The following is a 25,187-nucleotide window of genomic DNA, read 5'->3' as shown; positions in this document are numbered from 1 at the left end:
GTTTTGAATTTCTTCTTGATTAATTGTAAAATGTAATTGGGTCATTTGTTTCCTCCTGGTTGTTTTATTTTTTGCTTAAAAACATTGTACCAGTTTTGGTTTCAAATGACCTATTCTTTTTACACAATTATATGGACTTTATCAGATTTATCGAAATTTATTTATTATTTTTTGTTTTGCTATTACATAGTCTTTTGAGTGTTCTTCAAATAGAACTTCTTTTTTCTTGTTCAGTCTTTCTATTCGCATAATTTACCTCCCATATCACTGGCAAGGAAATAACACCTATTTTTAACATCCTACATAATTCTTCCTTCTCATATTTCTTTGGACAGATAAGATAATTTTAAGTAAACAAAAAAAGACCTACTAAAGATTTCCTTTAATAGGTCTGAAATATAAAAATAACTATTAACTTGTGATTAGGGAAATGAGATAATTAATCGTTCCATTTTCAATCAATATATAGAGACCGAGCCCAATAAACACGACTGGTACAATTATTTTTTCGTACTTTTCTACAATCTCTCCGATAGCAGAAATTGAGGCAAGATTTTGAGATAATTTGCATAGAACTAAAATCCCTAACGCAAATATTACTAGACTTATACCAATCTCAATCAAACTCTTTCCTGTAAAATAGGGAATATAAATTCCTAAATTATCTCCACCCATTGCCACTGTTAAACTTATAAATGCTAAGATTTTTGATCCATTTCCGGTAATTTTTCCCTCGATGTCTTCCTCATCAATATCTTCATCCACAAAAATTGCTTTTATACCAAGACCTAGTGGAATTAGACCAAGGAGTCCGATAATCCAATCTTGTGGAATAAAATTTAAAAAGTAAGCGGCAATAAGACTAACCAGAACAAGCAGTCCTGTACCTAAATACTGTCCTGCATAAATTGATTTCAAACCTTTCTTGCCTTGACTGGCGAATAAAATAGTCAAAACAACTAAGTAGTCAATTGATGTAGAGACAAAAACTAATAAAGCGGATACTATTGTTTCCATTATTTCTCCTTTCAAAATGTTTAATTTTTATAACCAATCAAAAATTGACTGCAAACACATTGTGCCTTGGCAGTTGCCAAAGGAGACAATTGAAGAAATAACTTCACAATTTTCCCACCTTTTCTTTTAATATTAGCTAAAGTATACTAAAATAGTCGGATTTTGTCAAGTATGCTGATAGATATCCACGCAAACTATAGAGATTGAAATTATATAAAATTAGATATACCAAACATTATTTATCTAATATTTAATCATCTCATTCACTCTTTTCTGAACTGTGTACTAATCATTTCCATCTTGTAGATTAAGTCCATGACCAGCAGATTCTGGATGGGTAATGGGTACAGGAATTTTACCTTGATTCCATTCTTTAAAGTCTTCATTTGTTTTAAGTTCTCTTACATCAAATTTATCTTTTATTCTTCTTAAATATGACTTATACCAATAAGCTATCAGAACAGGTTTTCCATTGGCACCTTCTATTAAATCTTCTAAAGCATCAAGTTTAATATCATGGATACGAATCATATCTTTATCTTCATCTTAAACAAAACTGTATGCCATTTGAAGTAACTTATTAGAAAAGGTTGCAGCATTAACTGCATCTATATCATTATCCTTAATACTAACTACCAAAACTTTTTTAAGGTCTCATAGATATCTCTTTCTTTATCTGATAGACTTACAAAGACTTCAATGTTTACCTTCTCTGGCATTTTTATGTAATCTTCAGCTTTCATAAAAGCTGCGATATCTAATATTTTACTGATTATTTCACTTGTCAAGTCCTGGTTCATCCTGTTCACTCCCCCCTAAAACATCTATAGTGCCAACATACTCTGTTATAATCTACACTCAAACTGTTCCCACAAGGTGTTTTTCTAATTGAAAAATAGCTTTTAAGATTTCTTCTAAAATCCTAAAAGCCATTGATTTCAACACTTTTATAGTCTATTATCTTAATTCCTTGACATCAATACTACCGTCTCCACATGACTTGAGTGGTCAGTATGGATAAATGCTTGGTATTTCTCAAAACTCTCGTATTTGGGAATATATCCATATAAATTTTGATATTTTTACTACATCGCCTAATTTTACAAAAAGCTATTTGGCTTTATATGGCAAATTAGAGAATACTCATTCTCCGTATGATTAATTACGATATAATTTTCTCTAATACCTTTTATTAAAAGATTTGTAGAATTATTCTACATAATCTTACTGTCTTTTCATTTATTAGATACTTCAAATATTATACCGTCTGATGGAGATATTATATCACTTTCATAACAATAATAATTTTCTAGTTTTTTTCTGTCGCTATTATAACTCTTTAGTTTATCATCTAACTTTAAGAAATCATAAGCATGTCTTTGAGCGTTAATGCTCCAAGAGTGTGATAATTCCTTATCCACACCTCCATTAACTACTCTCCGTTACCCTTCGAAAGATAAGGAGTATTGAATGTCGCCTTTATATTTTAAAACACTGAGAACTGGATTGTTTTTATAATAAAATGATAAACATTGCAAAAAGTTGTCCTAAAGATTGAATGAAAATTTGCAAAGTAATGGTATAGCTGTAACACCTCCATTGTAATCATTATTAATGTATCGATGTCTATTATTTTTATTTTCCACACTAAAATATTAAGTTTTTGATTTTAGGATCAGACCTCTAATTTCTCCATTATACTAGATATATTCTTTATATTTTCTGATATATTATCGGTGTTTTTAGTATCACTCATAATTTTTCCATCTTTTAAAAATATTACCCTATTTGCATATGCTGCAGCATTCATATCATGAGTTACCATGATTATCATAGTATTATTGTCATTTATATTCTTAAATATCTCCATTACACTCTTACTCATCTTCGAGTTTAATGCTCCTGTAGGCTCATCTGCAAATAATACCTTAGGACTGTTAATTAAAGCTCTAGCTATTGCCACTCTTTGATACTGCCCACCAGATAGATTGTTCGGACTGCTACATTTTATGTCATCTATCCCTAGACTACTTAATAATTCATTCGCTATTATTTCTATATCTTTTTTTGATTCTCTCTTTAGTTTTAATGCTGGATACATAATATTATCTAATACACATAGATTTTTTAATAGATATGGTTTCTGAAATACAAACCCCATCTTAGATAGTCTAATATATTCTAGTTCCTCATCTTTTAGAGTATTTAAATCTCTAGAATCAAATATAATACTACCACTATCTACTTTATCCATTCCGCTTATAGAATATAAAAGTGTGGACTTACCAGATCCAGAACTACCCATAATAGCTACAAACTCAGAATCCTCAACACTAAAACTTATATCATCTAATACCAGGTTGTCACCAAATTTTTTATATATATTTTTTATCTCTATCATATGTTTTTACCTCTTATGTTGAGATTTTTTATATTACTAGCTCCTAAATATGTTGAAATTACAAGAATAATAAACAGTATAACCACATATCTAAAATCAGCCAAAGTTACTTCTACATTTATCTTTGAAATTCCTAAATTCAAAATCGTAAAAATTATACTTATTATAGAAGATATGGTAAATAAAAGAACTAAACTAGCTATAATAAATCCCTTTAGTCCTGATAGAACACTAGCTAATATCTCCTCTTTTATTATCTCTTTAGTTTTTATGCCCATATGCTTTTTTGATAAAAAGTAATCACTATATTTTATAACTCTAAGTTTTTCAAATAATATCACCACTATAAAAACAATAGAAAGTGCGATAATTGATACAATAAACGATACATTTTTTAGTTCTCGAGCCACAGATCCAAAAACCTGTTTAACCATCTCATCACTTTTATATATCTTATAATTATCATCTAGTATTTCTAAGTTTTTAATACTACTTTTTAAATCTTCACTTATTTTTTCATAGTCACCATCTATATAAAATACAGATTTTTGAAAATCATGACCATTGAATCTATAACCAGTTTTACAAGTCTTGCCACCACTAGTAATATCCTGATAGATCCCCACAATCTTTAGCCTTATATCTTCATCTGCTACATTTATAACTATCTCATCGTCTATACCTAACCCGAGTTCATCTGCTATCATATAAGATATTGCTATCTCTTTTTTTCCATTATCTACATGACGACCTACTATATATTCTATGTTATCAGCTATATTATTTCCAACTTCTATCTGAGCAGATATGCTTTCATGTTTATTATTCGTGATTTTTTGACGATATATATCACTAGTTTTGTAACTTATATAATCACTATATTCATCTAGAGTTTTTGATATCTCGTTGATACTGTCTTTACGCCCTGACGATTCATATATCTCTATGAAGACTTCGCTTTTTTCTAATCCCATATATGATAAAAACTTATCACCATCAAATATCTTACTCATACTTGTCGGGAAAATCATAGCTAATGAGCTAGCAAATACGAGTAGAATTATAATCCCATATCCACTTTTTGAATTGTGAATTGGCATTGCTATATCAATAGGCATATTTGGTAGTCTTTTTATTTTTTTCTCACTACTTTTACTAAAACCTTTATTTTTTACCATGATGTCAATAACCGATAATTTTTTTATCTTTTTTAATGTAGTTTTAACAAATGTTGCTATTATTAAATACATTATCAAAGCTATAACAATAGATATCATATATCCTAGAAGACCTATCTTGATATGTCCAAATATCCGTTCAATTCTACCAGTCATAAATTTCGTGAAAATATTAGATATTATATATCCAAATACTACGCCAACAAATGAGATCAGCCTAAACTTATTTAGATACAGATTTCTAATATCCATATATGATATTCCCATAGCTTTCATATTACCTATTACAAGTCTATCTTCCTCTATCTCCATCATAATCACATATCTAAGTGAGACTAATGATATGATCATAAATATAATGCCGGCTACTAAAAACATGAGAGAATTTATGATATCTGTGATTGCACTTATAGTCACTATTAGATTATAAGTTACTGCTTGGCCATTTTTGGGAAGTCCAGATTCTTCATACATGACTTGGTATCTATTTGCATAGTCAGGATCTTTAAAAATCGATTCTATCATATATTCAGTATCTTTAGAGTTTTTTAGAAGATCATTATAATCGTTATCAGATAATAAAAATCTCACAGATCCTGCCATACTCGTATTCATCTGAGCATCATACATTATATTAGATACTTTATATTCTCTATATCCATCATCTGTTTTATATCTTAATATATCTCCAATCTCTATGTCATAATCTTCTAGAAGAATCCTAGGAACAGCTATCTTTCCATCTTTTATCTCTAGTATACTTTTATCCTTATCTAATAAATAATCAAACTTTTCACTTTGCTTAACTATAGATATATCTAATTTAAAATTTTCAAGACTTGTATTACCTGCGCTATTATCTTTCTTAATTACGTTAAAATCACTTCCATAGGCATTTATCATAGTTATAACTTGAGAGTCTTCTACATAATCTATATTTTTATTAAACTCTTTTATCTCATCTATATTTATTTCACCCTTGTGAAGCTGTAAAAAATGTGGAGGCATAGCTACTTCATATAGTGAAAAAATAGAGCTAAATAAACTAAAACAAGTCAAAAACACAGATATAATAACCGCGACAGAAAGCGATATAAACAATGTTATTATGATATTATTTTTAAAATTCTTTTTTAGATCATTTTTTAAAAATCTATATTCCATCTTTTTCCTCCATTTGATTTATATTTTTGTTGTTTAATGTAAAGGCAAAAACAATAGAAAATAGAATACCAACTATTATTAAAAGTAGGCCTATGCCTCTACCTGGTCCTACACCTATAACTCTTAAAAAAGTGTTCGATAATATACCGTCCTCTCCCATCATAGGTTCAAAAACATTATCTACAAGAGGACCTGATATTAGAAAGGCAGCCACAATTCCTATCTGAGTTAGAAATCCAATAATACCCCAGGCTCTACCTTGAAGGCTGTTAGGGATAGAGTTTCTTACGAGCGCATCAGCACTTGCATTGATAAATGGAAGAGTAATAAAAAACACAAAGATAAATATAACAATAAATATTAGTGAACTAGAAAATCCAGCTAAAGATATAAAAATACCAGAAATTATCCCTGCTATTCCAAGAGATCTAGAATAGCTTAGCTTTATACCTCTTATTCCTATAAAACCACTACCTACTAAAATCCCAAAAGCACATATAGATTCAGCTATCCCAAGCATCTTCTCATTAGCAATATTTAATATCATTGGTCTTACTAGAACTTGAATAAAAGCCATCAAAAAACAAGCTAAAAACATAAGAAAAACCAGATTACTAACCCCTTTATTGCCCCTTATTATTTCTAGACCCTCTCTTAACTCTTTTATTATATTCTTTTCGGTTGTGGTTTTATCTATGTCTTCATCTATTATATTTTCATCATTTTTTAGAGAGTTTCTGATTATTGTAAGTATAATAATTGTAAATAATACTGTGGATATATCTATAATTAGAATTAGATCTATATTCGATTTAGCTAGAATAATACCAGCTAAAGCAGGCGATATCAATAATTTAGAACTAGCCGCCAGTTGCAAAAGCCCACTAGCCTTATCATAGTTATCAAATGATATAAGCTCTGTAACAGTCGATTTATATGCAGGTTCTAATATCCCTAAGAATATTGAGCTGACACCTATAGCTATAAATATTGGGGCTATAGTATCAGAAATATTAACACTAGTTCTAATAATATATAAAATATAAAGTAGACATAATCCAGATAATACATCACCCATAATCATTAAAATCCTTCTATCATATCTATCTGCTAATATCCCACCTATAGGGTTTATCAATATAGCTGGCAAAAATGATATAAGACTTAACATAGCAATATCAGATACTTTATGAGTGAAATTATATATATAGAGCGACAGGGCAAAAGCTGTCATTCCGCTTCCTATATTTGCAATCATTTCGCCTATCCATAAAAGAATAAATCTTTTCATTTAATCCTCCCTAATCATAAAATTATGAATCTTATCAACATCTACGGCTAACATATTAGCTAAAAGCTCTATAAGAGCCATAAATATAGATTCTTTTTCATCATGATTAAAATCAATAACACCATCATCTAATAGATTAATAGCAGAGCATAAAAATATGTACATGCTCTCTTTTGGATATTTACAAGAAAAAACATTAGATCTGTTCCCCTCTTCTATGATTTTTTCAAAATATGGTGTCACATCTTTTAAAATACTATTTAGAGTCTTTTGATGTAGCAAAGCATTTTCAGGCTTATGCATATAATCAATTATCATGTTATGATTTTCTACTTTAAGACTTGATATAGCCATAAATAACTTCTCATCTGGTGATCTATCTAATGCTGAAATCTCACAAATGTTTTTTACAATCTCTTTATTTACCTCACTAATCACCTGATCTAGCAGTTCTTCTTTTGATTTAAAATAGTAGTAGAAAGTGCCCTTAGCTATACCAAGTTTTTTTATAAGATCATTAATACTAGTATCTTCATATCCAATAGAAATAAACATTGACCTAGCCATATCTAATATCTCAGACTTTCTATCAAAATAATCCATTCTCTCACGTCTTTTTTTATTATCCATTAAACCACCCTCAACATACTAACCGACCACTGGTCTATTATTAGAATAAACTCTTAAATTTAATATGTCAACAAAATTTGCATAAAAAAACCAACACACAAAATCTGATGTCGGTTTATTTTTAGATTATAGAATTTTTATTCTATCTATAGGTGTGGTATTATATTTTCTATATTATTTTTATTTGCATACATCTGATTAAATTCTTATAACGCATTACTAAATGTAGACCATTATTAATATTAGCTTAATTATAAATAAAATATGTGGAAATTTAAAGATGAAAACTAGATGATAAGACGATACAGACTCTTTTAGATGTGGCAAAATCTAGTGCAACTAGTAATGGAATGCAGACATTCTAAATAATTAGAATAGAAGATCAAAATATAAAAGACGCACTAGCACAAAATGGTAACCAAGAATATATGGCTCGAGCACCACATTTATGGATATTCATAGCAGATATAAATAGAAACTACAGCATAGCTTGTGAAAATAATGAAGAAAACGAAGTGATGATAGGCTTTGATAAATTTATACAGGCATTTACAGATGCTATAATCTCAGCTCAAAATGTAGTAAACGCCGCTGAAAGTATGGGACTTGGGACTAATTATTTTGGAGATATACACAATGACACAGCTCATATCATAGAATTATTAAACCTACCAAAACTTACGTATCCGGCTGTAGGACTAGGCTTTGGAATCCCAAACCAGGATCCACAGATTAAACCTAAAATGTCTATGGATATAAAAAGCTTCATAGATAAATATGAGGTGTTTGATAATTATAACGAAGTGATCTCTGAATATGATAAAGAAATGCAGACATATTATGATCTAAGAGATGAAAATAGAAGATCTGATAAATTCTCTACCCAAATAATAAAAGAATTAGGTATAGACTTAGAAAATAGCTCAAAGATGTTTAAAACACTGTTAGATCAAGGATTTATACTAAATAAAGAATAAACAAAAAGACATAGGCCTGAGAAAACTCTAAGCTTATGTCTTACTAACTTTTAAAGAAAAAATGCAACATATAAACCAGTTACTAAGTTAGACACTGAATGTATAATAAAACTTGGAAGAATAGATTCATCTGATAACTTCTCATTAATATATCCCATCGCATAGGCTATACACCCTGTAGCAAAAATAATTAAAAGGGATTTTAATACACCGACAATAGGAAAAAACATCATTCCGTGAATCAGTCCAAACAATATTGATTGTATAAGATTTCCATTATTAAATCCTATTTTACTAACTAACCTTTTAGTACAAATCCCCTAAACAAAATCTCCTCAGGTAAAGCAGTGTTAAGGGCTGCATAAATTATAATAGGCAAAATAGCCTTGAATCTAAGTCCCACAAACTCGCTAGTCGCGTTATTAACTCCACTTAGACTATTTAGAAGAAATATGCCAATTATTAGATAGGTAATTGTTACTATGAATATTGATAATATCAAAGTCTTATCTATCCTTTTAATTCTTTTAAGCCCTATCCATTCTGTAAATTTGTGATTTTTTCTACCTTTAAAATACCAATAAACAAATGGTATAAGTGAAAATAAAACGATTTGAATTAAACTGCTAATAAGTTTATTAATTGCTAAACTCATAATCCCCCCATAATATAATATAAAAATACATTTTTATTATGTCCATTTATGATATATTTAAAACATATACCACATTTTGACCAGCTCAATATTCTTATGCGCTACCTTCATATTTTCTAAAATTAACTTAGATCTATATTCATAATGGTATAAAAATCCTACATTAGATTTATCTTATTATTCCTTACTTCTAAGTTAGTATTATTAGGTGCTATAAGAGTATAAGAGATACACTTCTTTAAAAGTAACCGTTTCTAATATCTTTATTTTAGAACTCTTGAACTTAGGTTTTCTTAAATCATTCCAAAATACTTAAGAGCATCTCCTATTGGTTTTTCTTTTTCTTCTAGCCAATTTGGTGCTCTTTGAGCCTCTTTCTTGCTGATAGTGTAATTTTCTCTTTCTATGACCATTTTTTCCTTTTTATTTGTGCAATATATAGGCTTAAAACTTTTAATCCATATTTATCCGACACAAACTTTTTTATTTCTCCATAACTTACATCTTTTGAAAAGTCAATTTCAAATAATTCACCTTAACCGATATCTATATCTAAATCGTGGTCTGTATTTATCTTGAATAATAATACTACCGTCTCCACATGGCTCGAGTGGTCAGTATTGATAAAATTTAAATTTTTAGGAAAGCCTCGTTCTTGGGAATATATCTACTCCTTTTATTCTTTCTTCTTCACTACCTATTAATACTGAATATTTTAAGATATCAGGGTGGGACCACCCTTCTATCTCTTCTTTCCAAGTATATCTGGCAACTCTTAATGGTACTATGATTAAAACTTTAGAAATTGCAAAAGCATCAAAGAATAAATCTTTTATAGCCATTAGGCATATAATCGTCTTGTCTAAACTCATATCTAGTAAAAGTGACGATCTTCTATTTTCTTTTATAAATTCAGTAGGATAGTTTTGATATTTATGTAGAGTGTATTCCAAGTTGTCATCTTCGATTCTCTTTATTATTTCATCAATATTTTCTTTAAAATCAAGAACATAAACCTTAAAATTTAATTTTTTTAATGGCCTTATCCTTTTTTGAATTGGTCTTGGTTCTCTTCCAGGTCTTTTTGTTTCAATAAATTCAATCTTTGCTTTTGGCAGAAGTATTATCCTATCTGGTATTCCTGTCGTTGATGGGGATGTAAATTTAATACAAAGCCCTCTATTCACTTTTATCTTATCAACTAAACTTTATTCTATCACCTTTTCTTACATTGATATTTCAAGCTTTATAGTTATTGTGTGAAGATTTCTCCTATAACCTTTATATAAAGACAAATTTTAAATTTATTACTATATAACCTTCGAAACTTGCACAATAACCAATTTACATAAAATCACTATTTTAATTTTAGTACTTGATTCTTAACACCATCTCAAAGTTTTAGCCCATTAAATCCATTGGATAAAAGTACCGAATAAAAATCGGTTGTAAACCTTACATAGTCACTAATTTTTAAACAATAGACCCTATATTCTTGTGAAAAACTTCTCCAGATTTTTCTTAATAAGATGAATCAATTGCACAACTTTCATTTAAATAAATCTACAAATTTTGAGTAAAGTTCCTGAAGTGAATTAAACCAAACTACCATAAAAATGAAAGGGTAGAATTTGTGAAATTTATGACTATATATTTAGCCTAACAATAAATTCAGAAAAGGTATCATCATATTTATAATATTATTAAAAATAAGGAATTAAAAGAGTGATGAATGTAAATCAATGATAACCTTACAAATCGTACTAGGAAGCAATTGGAAAAAAACGCAATAATCTTTGCTTACATTTATTAAAAATACTTGACAAGATAAGTTTACAAGAGTAAACTTATCTTAAGTGTTAAGTCTACAATTGTAAACTATAGGGAGGGAAAGACAATGGGTGTAATAGTATATAGTACTCATATCACAGATGCTGAATGGGAAGTCATGCGTGTAGTTTGGGCAAATGACCGAGTAACTAGTAAAAAAGTCATTTCCATATTGAAAGAAAAAATGGACTGGACACAATCCACTATCAAAACGATCTTAGGCAGATTAGTTGAAAAAGGCGTACTAAATACAGAGCAGGAAGGTAGAAAGTTTATTTATACTGCCAATATTGAAGAGAAAGAAGCCGTAAGGGATTATGCAGAAGATATTTTTAACCGTATTTGCAATAAGAAAGTCGGAAATGTAATAGGAAGCATCATTGAAGATCATGTTTTAAGCTTCGATGATATAGATCGACTAGAAAAAATATTAGAGATGAAAAAATCTTTCGCAGTAGAAGAAGTGGATTGCAATTGTCCAGAAGGACAATGCGAATGTCATTTACATCATCATTAAGTATAAGGAGGAATTTAAAATGAATAATGACAACAGATATTCGTCCCATAATCACCATGATTATGACGACATGGATAAGTTAAAACACGAGCATGGAATCACAGATGAACATGGATACCATAAGGATCAACATCACGACCATCATGCTGGGCATGATCACAGCGGTCACAGTGGGCATGACCACAGGGGGCACGGAGGGCATGACCACCATCATGGAAACTTTAAGGAACTTTTCTTAAAATCATTGCCACTAGGAATCATTATTATGCTCTTATCCCCTATGGCTGGGTTTGAACTACCATTCCAGTTTACTTTTCCATATTCTGATATTGTAGTAGCTATTTTATCTACTATATTAATTATTTATGGTGGACGTCCATTCTATCAAGGTGCAGTTGACGAATTTAAACAAAAAGAACCTGGAATGATGGCACTCGTTTCTTTAGGTTTAAGTGTTTCATATTTATACAGTATTTATGCTGTGATCATTACCTACGTAACAGGTGAACACGTGATGGACTTTTTCTTTGAATTTGCTTCATTACTATTAATCATGCTATTAGGTCACTGGATTGAGATGAAAGCTATTGGAGAAGCAGGAGACGCACAAGCAGAATTGGCTAAGTTAGTGCCGAAAGATGCTCACGTTGTATTAGAAGACGATTCAATTGAAACACGACCAGTTGCTGACTTAAAGGTAGGTGATTTAATTCGTGTTCAAGCCGGAGAAAATGTGCCAGCAGACGGGATTATCGAGCGTGGCGAATCACGTTTAAATGAAGCTCTTCTAACTGGGGAGTCAAAAGCAGTAAAAAAAGGCCCTGGCGATGAAGTAATCGGGGGCTCAACAAATGGAGAAGGGGTTCTTTATATTAAAGTACTTGAGACAGGTGATAAGTCCTTTATATCTCAAGTACAGGATTTAATCAGCCAAGCTCAAAGTCAACCTTCTCGTGCAGAAAATATTGCTCAAAAAGTTGCGGGGTGGCTCTTCTATATTGCAGTAACTGCCGCACTAATAGCTTTTGTAGTATGGATGCTTATAGCGGACATCCCAACGGCAGTAAAATTTGCTATCACAACATTAGTTATAGCTTGTCCTCACGCTTTGGGTCTAGCTATTCCATTGGTCACCGCTCGTAGCACAAGCTTAGGAGCAAGTCGTGGGTTACTAGTAAAAGACCGCCAGTCTTTAGAAATAGCTCAAGATGCAGATGTGATGATTTTAGATAAAACAGGTACTTTAACAACTGGTGAGTTTAGAGTATTAGACGTTGAACTTTTTAATAACAAATATACAAAAGAGGAAATCATTGCCTTATTGGCAGGTATTGAAGGAGGATCTAGCCACCCGATTGCTCAATCAATTATAAGTTTCGCCGAGCAGCAAGATATACGTCCAGCATCTTTTGATTCGATTGATGTGATTTCCGGTGCTGGCGTAGAAGGTAAAGCCAATGGGCACCGATACCAATTAGTCAGTCAAAAAGCATATGGACGTAATCTAGATATGGATATTCCAAAAGGAGCAACCCTCAGTGTCTTAGTAGAAAATGATGAAGCTATTGGTGCTGTAGCCTTAGGAGACGAATTAAAAGCAACAAGTAAAGATTTAATTGAAGCTCTTAAAAATAACAATATAGAGCCGATTATGGCAACAGGTGATAATGAAAAAGCGGCTCAAGGCGCGGCAGAAGATTTAGGGATTGAATATAGATCAAATCAATCTCCACAAGACAAATATGAGTTAGTTAAAACACTTAAAGATGAAGGAAAGAAAGTTATCATGGTAGGTGACGGTGTCAATGATGCCCCTTCTCTTGCCTTGGCAGATGTTGGAATAGCGGTCGGTGCAGGAACTCAAGTGGCGTTGGATTCAGCTGATGTCATCTTGACTCAATCTGATCCAGGAGATATTGAATCATTTATTGAATTAGCACACAAAACAACTCGTAAAATGAAACAAAACCTCTTTTGGGGAGCCGGTTATAACTTTATAGCTATCCCTCTAGCTGCAGGAATTTTGGCTCCTATTGGTATCACATTAAGCCCTGCATTAGGAGCAATCCTAATGTCTGTGTCAACAGTCATCGTCGCAATTAATGCTATTTTATTAAGATTAGATCCAAAAAATAACGGTTAACAGATCGAACGATTGAAACTCCTTAAAGCATCAAGATACAATAGTTTTACAGGAGAAAAAGAGATGTAAGTACTGGCTCTTTGTAAAATCGTGTTGGTAGAAGTAGACGATTTTTCTACCAACACGATTTTTAATTTATTATAGAACTGATTTCTTTTAAAACCCTAAAAGCCACCTATTTCAACAGTTTTATAGCTTGTTATTCTATTTTCTTGACATCAATACTACAGTCTCAACATGATTTGTTCTTGGAAATTGGTCCAATCCGCATATTTTCTTAACCTCATATCCTTCTTCTTTAATTTTTTCTAAATCACGCACAAAGCTTACTGGATTACAAGATATATATAAAATCTCCTCTGGCTCTCTACTGAGTATTTTTTCAAGTGCTTTTGGATGAATGCCTTCACGAGGCGGATCTAACACTATTACATCTGCTACAAAATCTAAATTATCAAGTGCTTTTAATACATCATCTGCTATGAATTCTACATTTTCTATATTGTTTAATTTTGCATTTTCCCATGCATCTTTTACTGCACTTTCTACTATTTCAACACCTACAGCTGTATTTGCTTTTTGTGCCATAATCTGAGTTATTGTACCTGTTCCTGAATATAAATCGAGTACATTTTTATTTTCTATATTTCCAATAAGTTTTTGTGCCAATTTATAAAGTGTTTCGGCAGAGTAAGAATTTGTTTGGAAAAATGAAAATGGTCCAATCTTAAATTTTAATCCCAAGAGTTCTTCTACACAATAGTCTCTGCCATAAAGCACCTCAAAACCTTCGTTTACTATAGCATCCGAATATGAATCATTTAATGTGTTTGTGATACCAACAATTTTTGCTTCTGTGTCAAGTTTCAATAATCCTTCTGTATAAGATTTTAAATCGAGTGTGTGATTTTTAGTTGTGACTAAATTTATTAAAATTTCACCAAAGTTTGTCCTTCTTATTACTAAATGTCTAAGTACTCCTTCATGAGTTCTTCTGTTATAAAATTCTTCTTGGTCAAAAAAATCTCTCGTGAAAAATCTTATTTTATTGAAATCTTGATGTACTATTTGACAATGTGTTGTATTTTCTATTTCATAAAATTTATTTTTTTTGTGTAACCCAAGTGCTATAGGCGAACCTTTATACTCATCTCCAAAAGTATATTCCATTTTATTTCTATAAGATTTATAATGTGAATTTCCAATTAAATTAAAATCAAAGTTAAATCCAGCTTCTTCGAAAAGCTTTTTGAGCATTTCTTTTTTATATTTTACTTCATCTTCATATATCAGAGTATCATAAGAGCAGCCACCACATTCTGTATGAATGCATCCTTGTAGTTTTTCTAAACTCGATTTTTCTAAAACTTTTAATAGCTTGCCTTTTTTACCGCGAGATTGTTTAACTTCCACAATTTGTCCTAAGATTCCACCTTTTATATTTAAATTATTGTTTTCTGTTTCAACTTTATTTTTATTTGGAAAGTTCACTTCAATTATCTTTCCTACTTTTATTTTATTATTCAAGGTATCAACTCCTTTTATCTATTTTATCATAATTAGAGCGATTTTTACGCAAAAAAAGACGGTTATTTTAACCGCCTTTTTTATATAATAATTATGCTTCTTTTCTTATAACATCTATTATAGAACCATCTCTGTATTCAAGAACTGCTACTATATCATTTGAAAATTTAATTTCTTCAGGTTTTCCTGTCAGTTCGAGAGCTTTCTTTTGTAGTTCTTTGATATCTATAGTTTCAAGCCCTGCTTTTTCAAACTTTTCAATTAAATCGCCTCTATTAGGATTTACCGCTATACCATAGTCTGTACAAATAACGTCTACTGATTCTCCTGGTGTACATACAGTGGTTACCTTATCAAGAACTATTGGATTTCTAGATCTAACAAGTGGTGCAAGTATCAAGCTCATTTTTGCTCCGGGTGCCGTGTCTTGGTGTCCTCCTACTGCTTGATTAATTACTCCATCAGATCTAGTTATTACATTTACATTAAAGTCTGTATCAACTTCCAATGCTCCTAGCAGTACAAAATCTAATGTGTTTACTGCTGGAGTTGGATTATTTGGATTTGCATAATCTGAGGCTGATATCTCAAAATGTTTTTCATTTTCTCTAATAGATCTAACCGCATCCAAATCAAAACTTTGAGTATCCATTAATCCATCCACATAACCTTCTTCAAGCATTTTAACCATATATCCGGTTATTCCACCAAGTGCCATTGAAGCTTTTACATTATCTTTTTTCATTTTATCTAATAGAAGTCTGGCAACGGCAAGTGTAGAACCTGCTGCCCCAGTTTGAAAAGTGAATCCTTCTTTATAAAGCCCAGAAGCAACTATCGCTTTTAATGCATTTTGTGCTATCAATAAATCGCGTGGATTGTCATTAAATCTAATTGAACCTGATACTATTCCTGTAGGATCTCCTATTTGGTCAACTTTTACAACATAATCTACATATTTCATTCCGATTGAAGCTGGTAAATTTGGAAATTCAACTAAATTATCTGTTATAGCTACTACACAGTTTGCATATATTGCATCTACTATACCATAACCCAATGAGCCACAAGCAGAATTTCCAGTTCGTCCATTTATATTTCCAAACTCATCACAAGATGGTGCTGCTATAAAAGCTACGTCAATTTTTAACTCGCCATCTTCTATGGCTCTTGCTCTTCCACCATGACTTCTAATTATAGCAGGAGTTTTTAAAATCCCTTTGGAGATTTCTTCTCCCAGTTTACCTCTAAGACCAGAAGATTGAATACCTGTAATTGTACCATCTTTTATATATTCTATTATGTGGTCGTGACAAGGAGAAAGTGAACTCGGTGCTAAGGTTAAATCTTTTATTCCCAACTCATGAATTACATCAAAAACTTTGTTTAATACATAGTCTCCATTTCTCATATGGTGATGAAATGACACTGTCATTCCATCACTTAGCCCAGATTTTTTGACAGCTTCTTCTATTGATGAAAGGAGTTTTCTCTCGTCTCGTTGACCATATCTAATTTTAGCTCCGGTTTTATTTTCTGTTCTCAGGTAATTTCCCTCTCCTTTAAAAGGAACTAACTTCCCTATTCCGGGAATACTTTCGGGTATCTGTCTACCTACTGAATTTATATTATAATTCATCAATATCTTCCTCCTTTAAAACTCCAGAAGCAATTGCTAAATCTATAACTCTTTGAGCTCTGACAATAATTGGCATATCTACCATTTTTCCATCAACAGATATAACCCCAGAGCCTTTTCTCTCAGCTTCTTTTGCTCCAGCTATAACCCTCATGGATTTTTTAATATCTTTTTCTGTAGGAGTATAAACTTCATTCACCGCAGATATTTGTTTAGGATGAATTACAGATTTTCCATCAAATCCTAAATCCTTTATAAATTTAACTTCTTCTTTAAATTGCTCCATGTCATCTAAATTTGAATTTACAGTATCAAAACAAGCAATTCCTGCATTTCTTGCTGCCAAAACAATTTGAGATCTTGCCAGAAAAAGTTCCATTCCATGGCTGGATCTAGATGTTTTTAAGTTTGTAACATAATCTTCTGCCCCAAGAGCTATGCCCATCATTCTTGGAGATGCTTTAGCAATTTCTACTGCATTTATTACACCAGTGGCACTTTCTATTGCTGCCATCATAAGTGTTTCTCCTTCTCGGCCAATTTCTTTTTCTACTCTTGTTATTATTTTGTCTACATCAATTATATCTTGTGCTGTGTCAGTTTTAGGCAGCCTTATAACATCTACTCCTGCTCTAACTACCGCTTCAATATCCTTTTCACCAAAACCACTATCAAGTGCATTTATTCTAACAACTGTTTCGACATTGCCATAGTCAATTGTCTTTAACGCATGATATACAAGCATTCTCGCTGCATCTTTTTGATTAATAGATACAGCATCTTCAAGGTCAATCATTATTGAATCTGGCTCATATATATGTGCATCAGTTAGCATACCCGGATTATTTCCTGGCAAGAACATCATGGTTCTTCTCAACCTGTCCTTCATTATAGCCACCTCATTTCATCTGTTTCACATGCTCTTTGTATAGCTGTTTTTACTCGTGCCATAATAACATAATCCAGAGCTCCTTTATCCACAGCTTTAATATTTGCGTTTTCAATACCATAACTTTGAAGTGTTTCACGTATTACTTTTTCAATTTGATTGCCAAACTGTTTTTTTACACTACTTTCTAATTCGATATTAATTCCTTTGCCTTCATTTAAAGTAATCATAATATCATTAGATTCTAAAGTTCCGGCAATAGCTTCTTTTTTAATTTGCAATTTGTGCCTCCTTTACATCAATAAACCAAACAATATGGAACCTATTACAAGAATTATACCCCAACCAAGTCTTGATGATAATTGTACATAAGATATAAGACCCATTCTGTCAGATGCTCCAAGTACAGCTAAATCACCAGATCCACCTCTGTTAGCCATACAAAGCCCTGCTGTCACAGCTGCGTCTACTGGATAGAAACCAACTAACCAGCCCACTAGAGTTGAACCTAGTATTGCTCCAATAACTATAAGTGTTGCCATTACGACATTTCCTGGTGTTATTGCTGCTGCTAATTCTGCAAGTGATGTATCTGCTCCAACACCCACCATAATTATCAAAATCATGTTTTTTGTAAAAAACTTTTGTACGTCTTTAGTTGCTCTTCTTAAGCTTGCAGGTATTATATTCAATCCATTTGCTAAAGATACAAAAAGAATCATCCATGCAAAAGTGTGAATAGGAACAGTTGGTACTATTTTATCCCAAACTAAATCTGAGAATATCTTGCCCAATTGATAAAATGTAAGGGCTAATAATATTGCTCCACAATAATCTATAAGAGTTAATTTAACTGTGTCGGCTTCATCTTCTTTGGCAACAATCTCTCCCGCATTACTGAGAAGTATGACTTTAACTCCTATTAATTTTGAATTAGAATTTTACATTTAATATAAAATTATATTTAAAATTCAGTTGACAGAATGCCCATTTTTGTAGCAAATATTACTATCAATGATACAGCTATCAGTAACGGCATGTTCAACCCAAAATATTTCTTTTTCATATCTATACCTCCCTAATTTTTAGATAAAAAGAAATTTATAAATTAAATCTAATTTATAGCCCATACTTATTTTTCAAAAATGTCTTTGCTACTTCTGGAAACATTGCATAAGTGAGCACATCTTCTTCAGTACGAGCTAGTCCACTAGATTCGTTTCTAAAATAGTCCATCTTAGGTTTCAAATGATTTGCTGGCCTATCAGTGATAGGCTCTTCTTCACCAATTATTGATTTTCTAAAAGTATCATCAATTGGCACTGGACTCTTGCCATAATAGCCTCTAAGATAGTCCTTTATTTCATTTGGTACCATTTTATATCTCTGTCCCATTATTACATTAAATGCTGATTGAGTTCCTACCATTTGACTCATTGGTGTAACTAAAGGCGGATAACCTAAATCTTTTCTAACTCTAGGCACTTCAGAAAGTACCTGATTGTATTTATCAAGCTGTTTTAAACCTTTTAATTGATTGTATAGATTTGATAGCATCCCTCCTGGCACTTGATATATAAGTCCTTTTGGATCTTCTGTAAGCATTTTAACGGGAAGTGTACCATCCGCTATATATTTTTCTTTTATGACTTCAAAATACTCTGCTAATTCTTGTAATACTTCAATTTTAAGGGGTGAGTAATAACCTTTCTCCTCAACTATCATGTGTAATGTTTCAGTAGGTGGATGTGAAGTTCCTCCTGCAAATGGAGATATAGATGTATCTATAATATCTACTCCTGCTTCTATTGCTTTTAATAAAGTTGAGGTTCCAAGTCCTGTTGTTGTGTGCGAATGTATTTCCAGAGGGATATCTGTCTTCATCCTAATATTTCTGACAAGTTCATATGCTTCATAAGGTCTTAATATACCTGCCATGTCTTTTATGGCAATTGAGTCTGCACCCATTTCTTCGATATCTGATGCAAGTTTTGTAAAGTAGTCTACAGTATGAACATCAGAAATTGTATAACAAAGAGTAACTTGTGCTTCTGCTCCATATTTTTTAGTAGCTGCAATAGATGTCTCTAAATTTCTTAAATCATTTAGTGCATCAAATATTCTAACTATATCTACTCCATTTTTAATGGAAAGTTCAATGAATTTTTCTACTACGTCATCTGGATAGTTTTTATATCCCAACAAATTTTGACCTCTAAGAAGCATTTGAGTTTTTGTATTTTTAAGTTTAGATTTTATATTCCTAATTCTTTCCCAAGGATCTTCGTCCAAAAATCTGATACAAGAATCAAAAGTCGCTCCGCCCCAGCACTCAACTGCATGATAACCTGCATTATCAATCAAATCTAGTGCATCTTTAAAATCAGAATATTTCATACGTGTAGCCATCAAACTTTGATGTGAATCTCTAAGAACAGTTTCTACGAAATCAATTCTTTTTTTCATAATTTACCTCCAACAAATTATTTGCTTGCTCAATTATCTCTTCAATTGTGTGAGTGCCTTTTCTCATGCAAAATTTTGCTTCTTCGTCACAAACCAAGCATTTTCTACTATCAAAGCCTAGTTTTTGTCTGCTTATTTGATTAATTGATTTATCAAATATATCTATATCTAAAAGTCGACACTCTTTTTTTGACTCTTCTAAATTTATCATAAGATTTTTAACTACTACTGCATCGCCATTTACTATTGCAAAATACTCATCTCCTGTATCTTTATATCTAAAATCTTCATATAAAATTTCAATATTATTTTGTTTTAGTATCGTTTTTATTTCATTTACATAATACTTTTGAAATTCTCTTGTTTTTGATGAACTTTTCACTTCTCCAGGTATATTTAACATGAATGAGATCAAGGTGTTTTTATACTTTTTGATTAATTCTTGTTGATAAATAAACCTTTTCTCTTTAGCTTCTAATAGTTTATTGATTTGTTCAATTTTTTTGTAGTTTTTCAATTATCTCTCTACCTTCTGGTGTTTCAAGTGCTCTAATAGTTGCGTCTGGCAAAAACTTCTTAGATTCCTCAAATTTACTTTCTGCTATAAGTTTTCTAACAGTACTAGCAGATATAATTTCACCTGTCTCTTTAAATCTTTCTATCTCTATGAGCTCAATACCAAATTCAGGTAAAATCTCTTTCATTTTTTTATTATAATCTTTAGTTACTAAATCATTAGTTTCGGTACCTACAAATCTCTTTTTTATATTCATAGCTTTTGCAAAGTACTGAGCAAAAATTGAAATATCAAGTTTTGTGTAAGCTTCTATTATTATTTTAGAATCTTTATAAAAATAAGTTGGAAAGGTATTTCTGGAAATTATATATTCACTGCCTTCAATAACTTCAACATTTTTTAGGCCTTTACAAGCCTCTTTCACAATTTTATATCTGAATTTAAAAGGAAAGATTGATTTATCTTCAGAGACCACAAAAACATAAAGTTTATTTACTAATTTTGAACAAGTCTCTATTAATTTTAAATGTCCTTTAGTCATTGGATTCGCATTTATTACTATAGCCCCAGACTCCACTGAGTTTTCTAACTCATTTAGTCTTTCATATAAACATTCTATTTTATTATCTAAGAGCATAACTTCTGGGACTTTACACACCTCTTTGAATCCAAAATCTTTAAAAATGTTTTCGTTTTCGGGCTTTGTAAAAATAAATAAATGACTTCTATTAAGTGAATAAGCTTTATCTAAGAGTTTAGTTATTATCGTATTAGAAATAGACATACCTTGATAATGTTTGTCTACAGCAAAACATTTCAGTACATTTTCTGAAAGAGATCCTGTAGCTACAATCTTTTGGTCTTCTTCTGCAATTATTGTATAATCAATGTCTTCTTCAAATTTCAAATCAAATTTATTCAAAAATTTTATAATATCTTTTTTATCAATTTTGGGAATAGCTTCTCTATAGTTAATCATAATTCCTCCAAAAAATAAAAATATAGTGTGAGAATTATATAATCTGCTGAACCACCAGGACTCAGATTTTTTTCAATAAATTCTTTATTTAAATTGGCAATATATGCCCGCCCCTTATTTGTATTCATTGACCCTAATTCTATTGCCTTTGACGCAGACTCTTTTGCAAAATTTAATCCACAAAGTCCACCTCTTTTTATTAGGTTTGAATCATCTAAAATTTCCATGAAATGCATCAAAGTATTAACAATAGCATCATTAAAAGAAAGTGTGTGTATATATCTTTTAAAATTATACAATCCAACTGTCAAAGCTTTTTCAAATCCTTCTTCAGCTTCATTCCTAATACCTTTGAGTCCATACTTTTTGTATTGTAGTCCACCAGCAGTATTTAAATCGTTATTTAGTTCTTCAGTTATATTCGAACATAAACTTTTAACACGATTTACAATTGAAAAAGATGATATATCTCCAAGGCTTTTCTGTATTCCTGTTGCATAAACTAAAAGACCTAATGAAAAGATTATTCCCTTATGCGTGTTTACATCCTCTGTGGCTTTATACATCTCAATTTCTGCAAATTTTCCTTCTTCTCTTAACTCTATAAAATCTTCAAATTTATAATTTTTTATACCTAACAAATAAGCTTTTTTAAAATAATCACTTATAGCAACAGAACTTTTTATAAATGTCAGATAATTCATATCTTTATGAGATCCCGAGTCTATTAAATCCACCAATCCTGGTTTGGGTGTGGCAGAAACTTCACATATTAAAGATTTAAAAGCAATTTTAGAAATAACAAATTCATTTATCATAGTAACCTCAAATAAATTATAACAGAGATAACACGCTTAATTGCTTTATTATAGACTTTTTGCTATACCATTTCGCAATAGCCGGTATAGGTTTTGCTTATATCATATGATTTTTCAATTGTTATAAAGAGATAAATAATTAATCGATTGTGCATAGATTTGTGCTTATTTAATACCCATTTTACGCAAAAAAATAAAGGCATTAAATGCCTTTATCATTCGTAGAGATCTCTACTTCCAAATTTAATTTTGCTATTGTTGACACTCTTTTGTGTTGGATAACCATATTTATCCACTAGAGATCTTAAAAGCACAGCTACTTCTGATCTTCTCATTGACCTTTTAGGATAAAAATTTCCATTTGAATATCCTCTGAGAATTCCCGCTTCGACAAGTGCTCCTACATAGCCCCTAGCAGAGCTTTTGATGTTGCCTCTGTCTTTAAATTCATTTGTAGCAGAAACATTACCCTTTAAAGAATACATGTAGCCCAGAATTTCTGCAACTTCTTCTCTGTTAATCTCTCTGTCAGGATAAAGAGGTCCTGTTGTTGGCGTTAGATAACCGGCTTTTATGCCCTTGGCAACATCTTGATAAAACCAATCTGATGTTTTTACATCTGAAAATGTTACAGTATAAGTCTTGTCAAGTTTTGCCATATTGTTTACTACCGCATAAAACTCAGCCCTAGATATAAAATCTTCAGGTCTAAAAGTATTATCTTCATAACCTTGCATTATTCTGTTGTCAGTGATAACATCAATCGAATTTGCTGCCCAATGGTCTCTTGTGTCATTAAAATTTCTTGCAAACACAGAATTTGTGAGAATTAGTGTTGAGGAGATAAAGATCAATGAAAATTTTTTAAAAAATTTCATCTCAATCACCTTCAACCTAATTATATATTAAATTGTCTAATTTTATTAGTGAAATTGTTTTAAGATTGTGTTACAAATAAGTGCTTTTGTAATATGTTTGAAACAAATAAAGAGAGAGTGGTCTATGTATTAATTTACCACTCTCTAAGGGAAGAAAAAAGATGATGAAGTTTTCACTTCTCTTATATTGTACTTTACTAAAATAATTTTGTCAAGCTTTTTATGAAAATATTTTCAAAAATTTTTAATATTTATTTAACTCTAATATTCTTGTAATTTAAATGTGTTATAGCCCTTTATTAAATATAATATGATATTTATGCAATCAATTTCTTATTGATAGAGTTTATGATAAAATATGTAAGAGGTGATATTTTGTTAAAAGATTTAATCAAAAAAAGACGTTCAGTTAGAAAATACAAAGATAAAAAAATCGATAGTGAAGTTTTAGAAAATATCCTAATGTACGCATCAATGGGTCCATCTAACGGAAATTCTCATCCAGTTGAGTTTATAGTTGTTGATGATAAGGAAAAAATCGAAAAGTTATCAGAGATGAATTCTTTTGCCACAATGTATTTGAAAGAGGCTCCTGCTATCGTTATTGTAATGGCTAATACTGAAATTTGTAAAACTTGGGTTGAGGAAGCATCAATTGCCGCAAGTTACCTGCAACTTCTATGCGAAGAAGAAGGACTTTCTACTTGTTGGATAAATGTCAAAGAAGGAAATACTCAAGATAAAATTTCCTATGAGGAATATTTCAAAGATGAATTTGGCGTAAAATCTCCTTATAGAGTTCAGTGTTTGATACCTATAGGCTACAAAAAAATGGGAACTAAAAATCACGAAGAGTTCGACATTAGCTCAAAAGTTCACTACAATGAATTTTAAATTTTTGTTAAGACAAAAGTTTATAATCTAATTTAAAAATAATTTTTAATAACTAAATTAAATAATCTTCATATAATCAAGTATCTGATTCTATGAAGATTATTTCTTTTCCATTCTTTTCTATTAATAACAAATAATAGTTTGCAAAATAATTTATACCACTTTCTTTATCGTTCTTTGATTTAGAATAAATTTCATAATTTTTTGGTTCTTTAATATTAAAAGATTTTTCTTTGTTTAAATAATTTATAGGAAATTTTATATAGTCATTATCTATATCTAGTTTCTTTATTTCTTTGTTCATGCTCAATTCTTTGGATATATTGCGAAGTTCATCACTTTTTACAGTTAATTTTACTGCTCTTATTCCATCTCCGTGAAAACTTGGTTCTTTATATGCTTCCTGAACCCTTTTTGCATTTTCTGAAATATCTACATCGAATACATAAGAAATTCTCTTTGCAACTTCTATTCTTCTATCAGACAAGAAATATAAAGGGATAGAAGATATTATAAAAAGGATTAACATCAACATTATACTTTTCTTTACATAATTATCTTTCATTTTTTCACCTTTCGTATTTTAATATATCACAAACATCGCAGTTTAAAGCCTCACAAATTTTCTCAAGTGTTGAAAATCGAATTGCTTTAGCTTTATTATTTTTGAGTATAGATAAATTAGGTAGGGTTATACCAACCTTTTCAGAAAGCTCTGTTAGACTCATTTTATTTTTTGCCAATTCTACATCTAAATTTACAATTATTTTTCCCATG

The 25,187-nt window shown here is 30.8% G+C and carries 27 protein-coding genes; 4 read left to right on the top strand and 23 right to left on the bottom strand.

Annotated features, from left to right (window positions below; genetic code table 11):
* Window positions 1-411: 411 nt before the first annotated feature.
* The 8 genes from ABID14_RS07425 to ABID14_RS07390 all read right to left on the bottom strand — a co-directional run bounded on the left by ABID14_RS07425 (window position 412) and on the right by ABID14_RS07390 (window position 7,681).
* Entirely contained in the window at window positions 412-1,017 is a 606-nt protein-coding gene (locus ABID14_RS07425) for a CadD family cadmium resistance transporter (protein WP_354368692.1), read from the bottom strand.
* Window positions 1,018-1,302: 285 nt separating this feature from the next.
* Window positions 1,303-1,548 (bottom strand): hypothetical protein, encoded by a 246-nt coding sequence (locus ABID14_RS07420; RefSeq protein WP_232006471.1) that lies wholly within the window; start codon window positions 1,546-1,548, stop codon window positions 1,303-1,305.
* 101 nt (window positions 1,549-1,649) lie between these two features.
* The gene (locus ABID14_RS07415; RefSeq protein ID WP_354368690.1) at window positions 1,650-1,826 is read right to left on the bottom strand and encodes a hypothetical protein; all 177 of its coding nucleotides are present in this window, start codon (window positions 1,824-1,826) and stop codon (window positions 1,650-1,652) included.
* Between the two features lie 426 nt (window positions 1,827-2,252).
* Window positions 2,253-2,438, bottom strand: a complete 186-nt coding sequence (locus tag ABID14_RS07410) for a hypothetical protein (protein WP_354368688.1) — start codon at window positions 2,436-2,438, stop codon at window positions 2,253-2,255.
* Between the two features lie 254 nt (window positions 2,439-2,692).
* Window positions 2,693-3,418 carry an ABC transporter ATP-binding protein gene (locus tag ABID14_RS07405; RefSeq protein WP_354368686.1) on the bottom strand — a complete coding sequence of 242 codons (726 nt, stop codon included), beginning with the start codon at window positions 3,416-3,418 and terminating at the stop codon, window positions 2,693-2,695.
* The gene (locus ABID14_RS07400) at window positions 3,415-5,760 is read right to left on the bottom strand and encodes an FtsX-like permease family protein (RefSeq protein ID WP_354368684.1); all 2,346 of its coding nucleotides are present in this window, start codon (window positions 5,758-5,760) and stop codon (window positions 3,415-3,417) included. Before ABID14_RS07400 ends, ABID14_RS07405 begins: the two co-directional genes overlap by 4 nt.
* The gene (locus ABID14_RS07395) at window positions 5,750-7,051 is read right to left on the bottom strand and encodes an MFS transporter (RefSeq protein ID WP_354368683.1); all 1,302 of its coding nucleotides are present in this window, start codon (window positions 7,049-7,051) and stop codon (window positions 5,750-5,752) included. The genes ABID14_RS07400 and ABID14_RS07395 overlap by 11 nt, the downstream gene beginning before the upstream one ends.
* A complete protein-coding gene (locus ABID14_RS07390) occupies window positions 7,052-7,681 on the bottom strand; it encodes a TetR/AcrR family transcriptional regulator (RefSeq protein ID WP_354368681.1) in 630 nt (209 codons plus the stop codon). It abuts the gene before it with no gap.
* Window positions 7,682-8,046: 365 nt separating this feature from the next.
* Here ABID14_RS07390 and ABID14_RS07385 point away from each other — a divergent pair, with 365 nt between their 5' ends.
* Entirely contained in the window at window positions 8,047-8,658 is a 612-nt protein-coding gene (locus ABID14_RS07385) for a nitroreductase family protein (protein WP_435529958.1), read from the top strand.
* Window positions 8,659-8,708: 50 nt separating this feature from the next.
* On the opposite strand, the gene ABID14_RS07380 is transcribed toward ABID14_RS07385, so the two are convergent.
* From ABID14_RS07380 to ABID14_RS07370, 3 genes are all read right to left on the bottom strand, one after another.
* Window positions 8,709-8,912, bottom strand: a complete 204-nt coding sequence (locus ABID14_RS07380) for a hypothetical protein (protein ID WP_494338276.1) — start codon at window positions 8,910-8,912, stop codon at window positions 8,709-8,711.
* A 44-nt stretch (window positions 8,913-8,956) separates the two neighbouring features.
* Window positions 8,957-9,313, bottom strand: coding sequence for a hypothetical protein (locus ABID14_RS07375; protein WP_354368677.1), 357 nt, complete (start codon window positions 9,311-9,313; stop codon window positions 8,957-8,959).
* A gap of 638 nt (window positions 9,314-9,951) precedes the next feature.
* Window positions 9,952-10,500: an SNF2-related protein gene (locus ABID14_RS07370; protein WP_354368675.1), complete on the bottom strand. Its 549-nt coding sequence runs from the start codon at window positions 10,498-10,500 to the stop codon at window positions 9,952-9,954.
* Window positions 10,501-11,210: 710 nt separating this feature from the next.
* Between ABID14_RS07370 and ABID14_RS07365 the strand changes: the two genes are divergently transcribed.
* Window positions 11,211-11,660 (top strand): CopY/TcrY family copper transport repressor, encoded by a 450-nt coding sequence (locus ABID14_RS07365; protein WP_354368673.1) that lies wholly within the window; start codon window positions 11,211-11,213, stop codon window positions 11,658-11,660.
* Between the two features lie 19 nt (window positions 11,661-11,679).
* Window positions 11,680-13,803, top strand: a complete 2,124-nt coding sequence (locus ABID14_RS07360; protein ID WP_354368671.1) for a heavy metal translocating P-type ATPase — start codon at window positions 11,680-11,682, stop codon at window positions 13,801-13,803.
* A gap of 204 nt (window positions 13,804-14,007) precedes the next feature.
* Here the strand turns inward: ABID14_RS07360 and rlmD are convergent, their stop codons facing one another.
* The 10 genes from rlmD to ABID14_RS07310 all read right to left on the bottom strand — a co-directional run bounded on the left by rlmD (window position 14,008) and on the right by ABID14_RS07310 (window position 23,516).
* The gene (gene rlmD / locus ABID14_RS07355) at window positions 14,008-15,330 is read right to left on the bottom strand and encodes a 23S rRNA (uracil(1939)-C(5))-methyltransferase RlmD (protein WP_354368669.1); all 1,323 of its coding nucleotides are present in this window, start codon (window positions 15,328-15,330) and stop codon (window positions 14,008-14,010) included.
* A gap of 91 nt (window positions 15,331-15,421) precedes the next feature.
* Window positions 15,422-16,969: a citrate lyase subunit alpha gene (gene citF, locus ABID14_RS07350; RefSeq protein ID WP_354368667.1), complete on the bottom strand. Its 1,548-nt coding sequence runs from the start codon at window positions 16,967-16,969 to the stop codon at window positions 15,422-15,424.
* The gene (citE, locus tag ABID14_RS07345; RefSeq protein ID WP_354368666.1) at window positions 16,959-17,858 is read right to left on the bottom strand and encodes a citrate (pro-3S)-lyase subunit beta; all 900 of its coding nucleotides are present in this window, start codon (window positions 17,856-17,858) and stop codon (window positions 16,959-16,961) included. The genes citF and citE overlap by 11 nt, the downstream gene beginning before the upstream one ends.
* A complete protein-coding gene (gene citD / locus ABID14_RS07340) occupies window positions 17,858-18,139 on the bottom strand; it encodes a citrate lyase acyl carrier protein (RefSeq protein ID WP_354368664.1) in 282 nt (93 codons plus the stop codon). Before citD ends, citE begins: the two co-directional genes overlap by 1 nt.
* A gap of 12 nt (window positions 18,140-18,151) precedes the next feature.
* Window positions 18,152-18,781: a 2-hydroxycarboxylate transporter family protein gene (locus ABID14_RS07335; RefSeq protein WP_494338277.1), complete on the bottom strand. Its 630-nt coding sequence runs from the start codon at window positions 18,779-18,781 to the stop codon at window positions 18,152-18,154.
* 196 nt (window positions 18,782-18,977) lie between these two features.
* On the bottom strand, window positions 18,978-20,324 hold the full coding sequence (locus ABID14_RS07330) for a pyruvate carboxylase subunit B (RefSeq protein ID WP_354368662.1): 1,347 nt from the start codon (window positions 20,322-20,324) through the stop codon (window positions 18,978-18,980).
* Window positions 20,308-20,841: a citrate lyase holo-[acyl-carrier protein] synthase gene (gene citX / locus ABID14_RS07325; RefSeq protein ID WP_354368660.1), complete on the bottom strand. Its 534-nt coding sequence runs from the start codon at window positions 20,839-20,841 to the stop codon at window positions 20,308-20,310. Before citX ends, ABID14_RS07330 begins: the two co-directional genes overlap by 17 nt.
* A complete protein-coding gene (gene citC / locus ABID14_RS07320) occupies window positions 20,819-21,820 on the bottom strand; it encodes a [citrate (pro-3S)-lyase] ligase (RefSeq protein ID WP_354368658.1) in 1,002 nt (333 codons plus the stop codon). The genes citX and citC overlap by 23 nt, the downstream gene beginning before the upstream one ends.
* A complete protein-coding gene (citG, locus tag ABID14_RS07315; RefSeq protein ID WP_354368656.1) occupies window positions 21,817-22,638 on the bottom strand; it encodes a triphosphoribosyl-dephospho-CoA synthase CitG in 822 nt (273 codons plus the stop codon). Before citG ends, citC begins: the two co-directional genes overlap by 4 nt.
* A 215-nt stretch (window positions 22,639-22,853) precedes the next feature.
* Complete coding sequence (locus ABID14_RS07310; protein WP_354368655.1) at window positions 22,854-23,516, bottom strand: S-layer homology domain-containing protein; 663 nt, start codon at window positions 23,514-23,516, stop codon at window positions 22,854-22,856.
* A 348-nt stretch (window positions 23,517-23,864) separates the two neighbouring features.
* Between ABID14_RS07310 and ABID14_RS07305 the strand changes: the two genes are divergently transcribed.
* A complete protein-coding gene (locus ABID14_RS07305) occupies window positions 23,865-24,410 on the top strand; it encodes a nitroreductase family protein (protein WP_354368654.1) in 546 nt (181 codons plus the stop codon).
* 76 nt (window positions 24,411-24,486) lie between these two features.
* Here the strand turns inward: ABID14_RS07305 and ABID14_RS07300 are convergent, their stop codons facing one another.
* On the bottom strand, window positions 24,487-24,975 hold the full coding sequence (locus ABID14_RS07300; RefSeq protein WP_354368653.1) for a hypothetical protein: 489 nt from the start codon (window positions 24,973-24,975) through the stop codon (window positions 24,487-24,489).
* Window positions 24,976-24,979: 4 nt separating this feature from the next.
* On the bottom strand, window positions 24,980-25,186 hold the full coding sequence (locus ABID14_RS07295) for a helix-turn-helix domain-containing protein (protein WP_354368651.1): 207 nt from the start codon (window positions 25,184-25,186) through the stop codon (window positions 24,980-24,982).
* Window position 25,187 lies beyond the last annotated feature (1 nt).

This window comes from Peptoniphilus olsenii (assembly GCF_040545475.1).
GTDB lineage: Bacteria > Bacillota > Clostridia > Tissierellales > Peptoniphilaceae > Peptoniphilus_A > Peptoniphilus_A olsenii.
This window is presented reverse-complemented; position numbering and strand designations above follow the sequence as displayed.

Bases quoted from the DNA above. Each gene is read 5' to 3' on its own strand.
- ABID14_RS07425 (WP_354368692.1), bottom strand. From the start codon at position 1,017: ATGGAAACAATAGTATCCGCTTTATTAGTTTTTGTCTCTACATCAATT.
- ABID14_RS07420 (WP_232006471.1), bottom strand. From the start codon at position 1,548: ATGATTCGTATCCATGATATTAAACTTGATGCTTTAGAAGATTTAATA.
- ABID14_RS07405 (WP_354368686.1), bottom strand. From the start codon at position 3,418: ATGATAGAGATAAAAAATATATATAAAAAATTTGGTGACAACCTGGTA.
- ABID14_RS07400 (WP_354368684.1), bottom strand. From the start codon at position 5,760: ATGGAATATAGATTTTTAAAAAATGATCTAAAAAAGAATTTTAAAAAT.
- ABID14_RS07395 (WP_354368683.1), bottom strand. From the start codon at position 7,051: ATGAAAAGATTTATTCTTTTATGGATAGGCGAAATGATTGCAAATATA.
- ABID14_RS07390 (WP_354368681.1), bottom strand. From the start codon at position 7,681: ATGGATAATAAAAAAAGACGTGAGAGAATGGATTATTTTGATAGAAAG.
- ABID14_RS07375 (WP_354368677.1), bottom strand. From the start codon at position 9,313: ATGAGTTTAGCAATTAATAAACTTATTAGCAGTTTAATTCAAATCGTT.
- ABID14_RS07365 (WP_354368673.1), top strand. From the start codon at position 11,211: ATGGGTGTAATAGTATATAGTACTCATATCACAGATGCTGAATGGGAA.
- ABID14_RS07360 (WP_354368671.1), top strand. From the start codon at position 11,680: ATGAATAATGACAACAGATATTCGTCCCATAATCACCATGATTATGAC.
- citF (WP_354368667.1), bottom strand. From the start codon at position 16,969: ATGAATTATAATATAAATTCAGTAGGTAGACAGATACCCGAAAGTATT.
- citE (WP_354368666.1), bottom strand. From the start codon at position 17,858: ATGAAGGACAGGTTGAGAAGAACCATGATGTTCTTGCCAGGAAATAAT.
- ABID14_RS07330 (WP_354368662.1), bottom strand. From the start codon at position 20,324: ATGAAAAAAAGAATTGATTTCGTAGAAACTGTTCTTAGAGATTCACAT.
- citC (WP_354368658.1), bottom strand. From the start codon at position 21,820: ATGATTAACTATAGAGAAGCTATTCCCAAAATTGATAAAAAAGATATT.
- citG (WP_354368656.1), bottom strand. From the start codon at position 22,638: ATGATAAATGAATTTGTTATTTCTAAAATTGCTTTTAAATCTTTAATA.
- ABID14_RS07310 (WP_354368655.1), bottom strand. From the start codon at position 23,516: ATGAAATTTTTTAAAAAATTTTCATTGATCTTTATCTCCTCAACACTA.
- ABID14_RS07305 (WP_354368654.1), top strand. From the start codon at position 23,865: ATGATAAAATATGTAAGAGGTGATATTTTGTTAAAAGATTTAATCAAA.
- ABID14_RS07300 (WP_354368653.1), bottom strand. From the start codon at position 24,975: ATGAAAGATAATTATGTAAAGAAAAGTATAATGTTGATGTTAATCCTT.
- ABID14_RS07295 (WP_354368651.1), bottom strand. From the start codon at position 25,186: ATGGGAAAAATAATTGTAAATTTAGATGTAGAATTGGCAAAAAATAAA.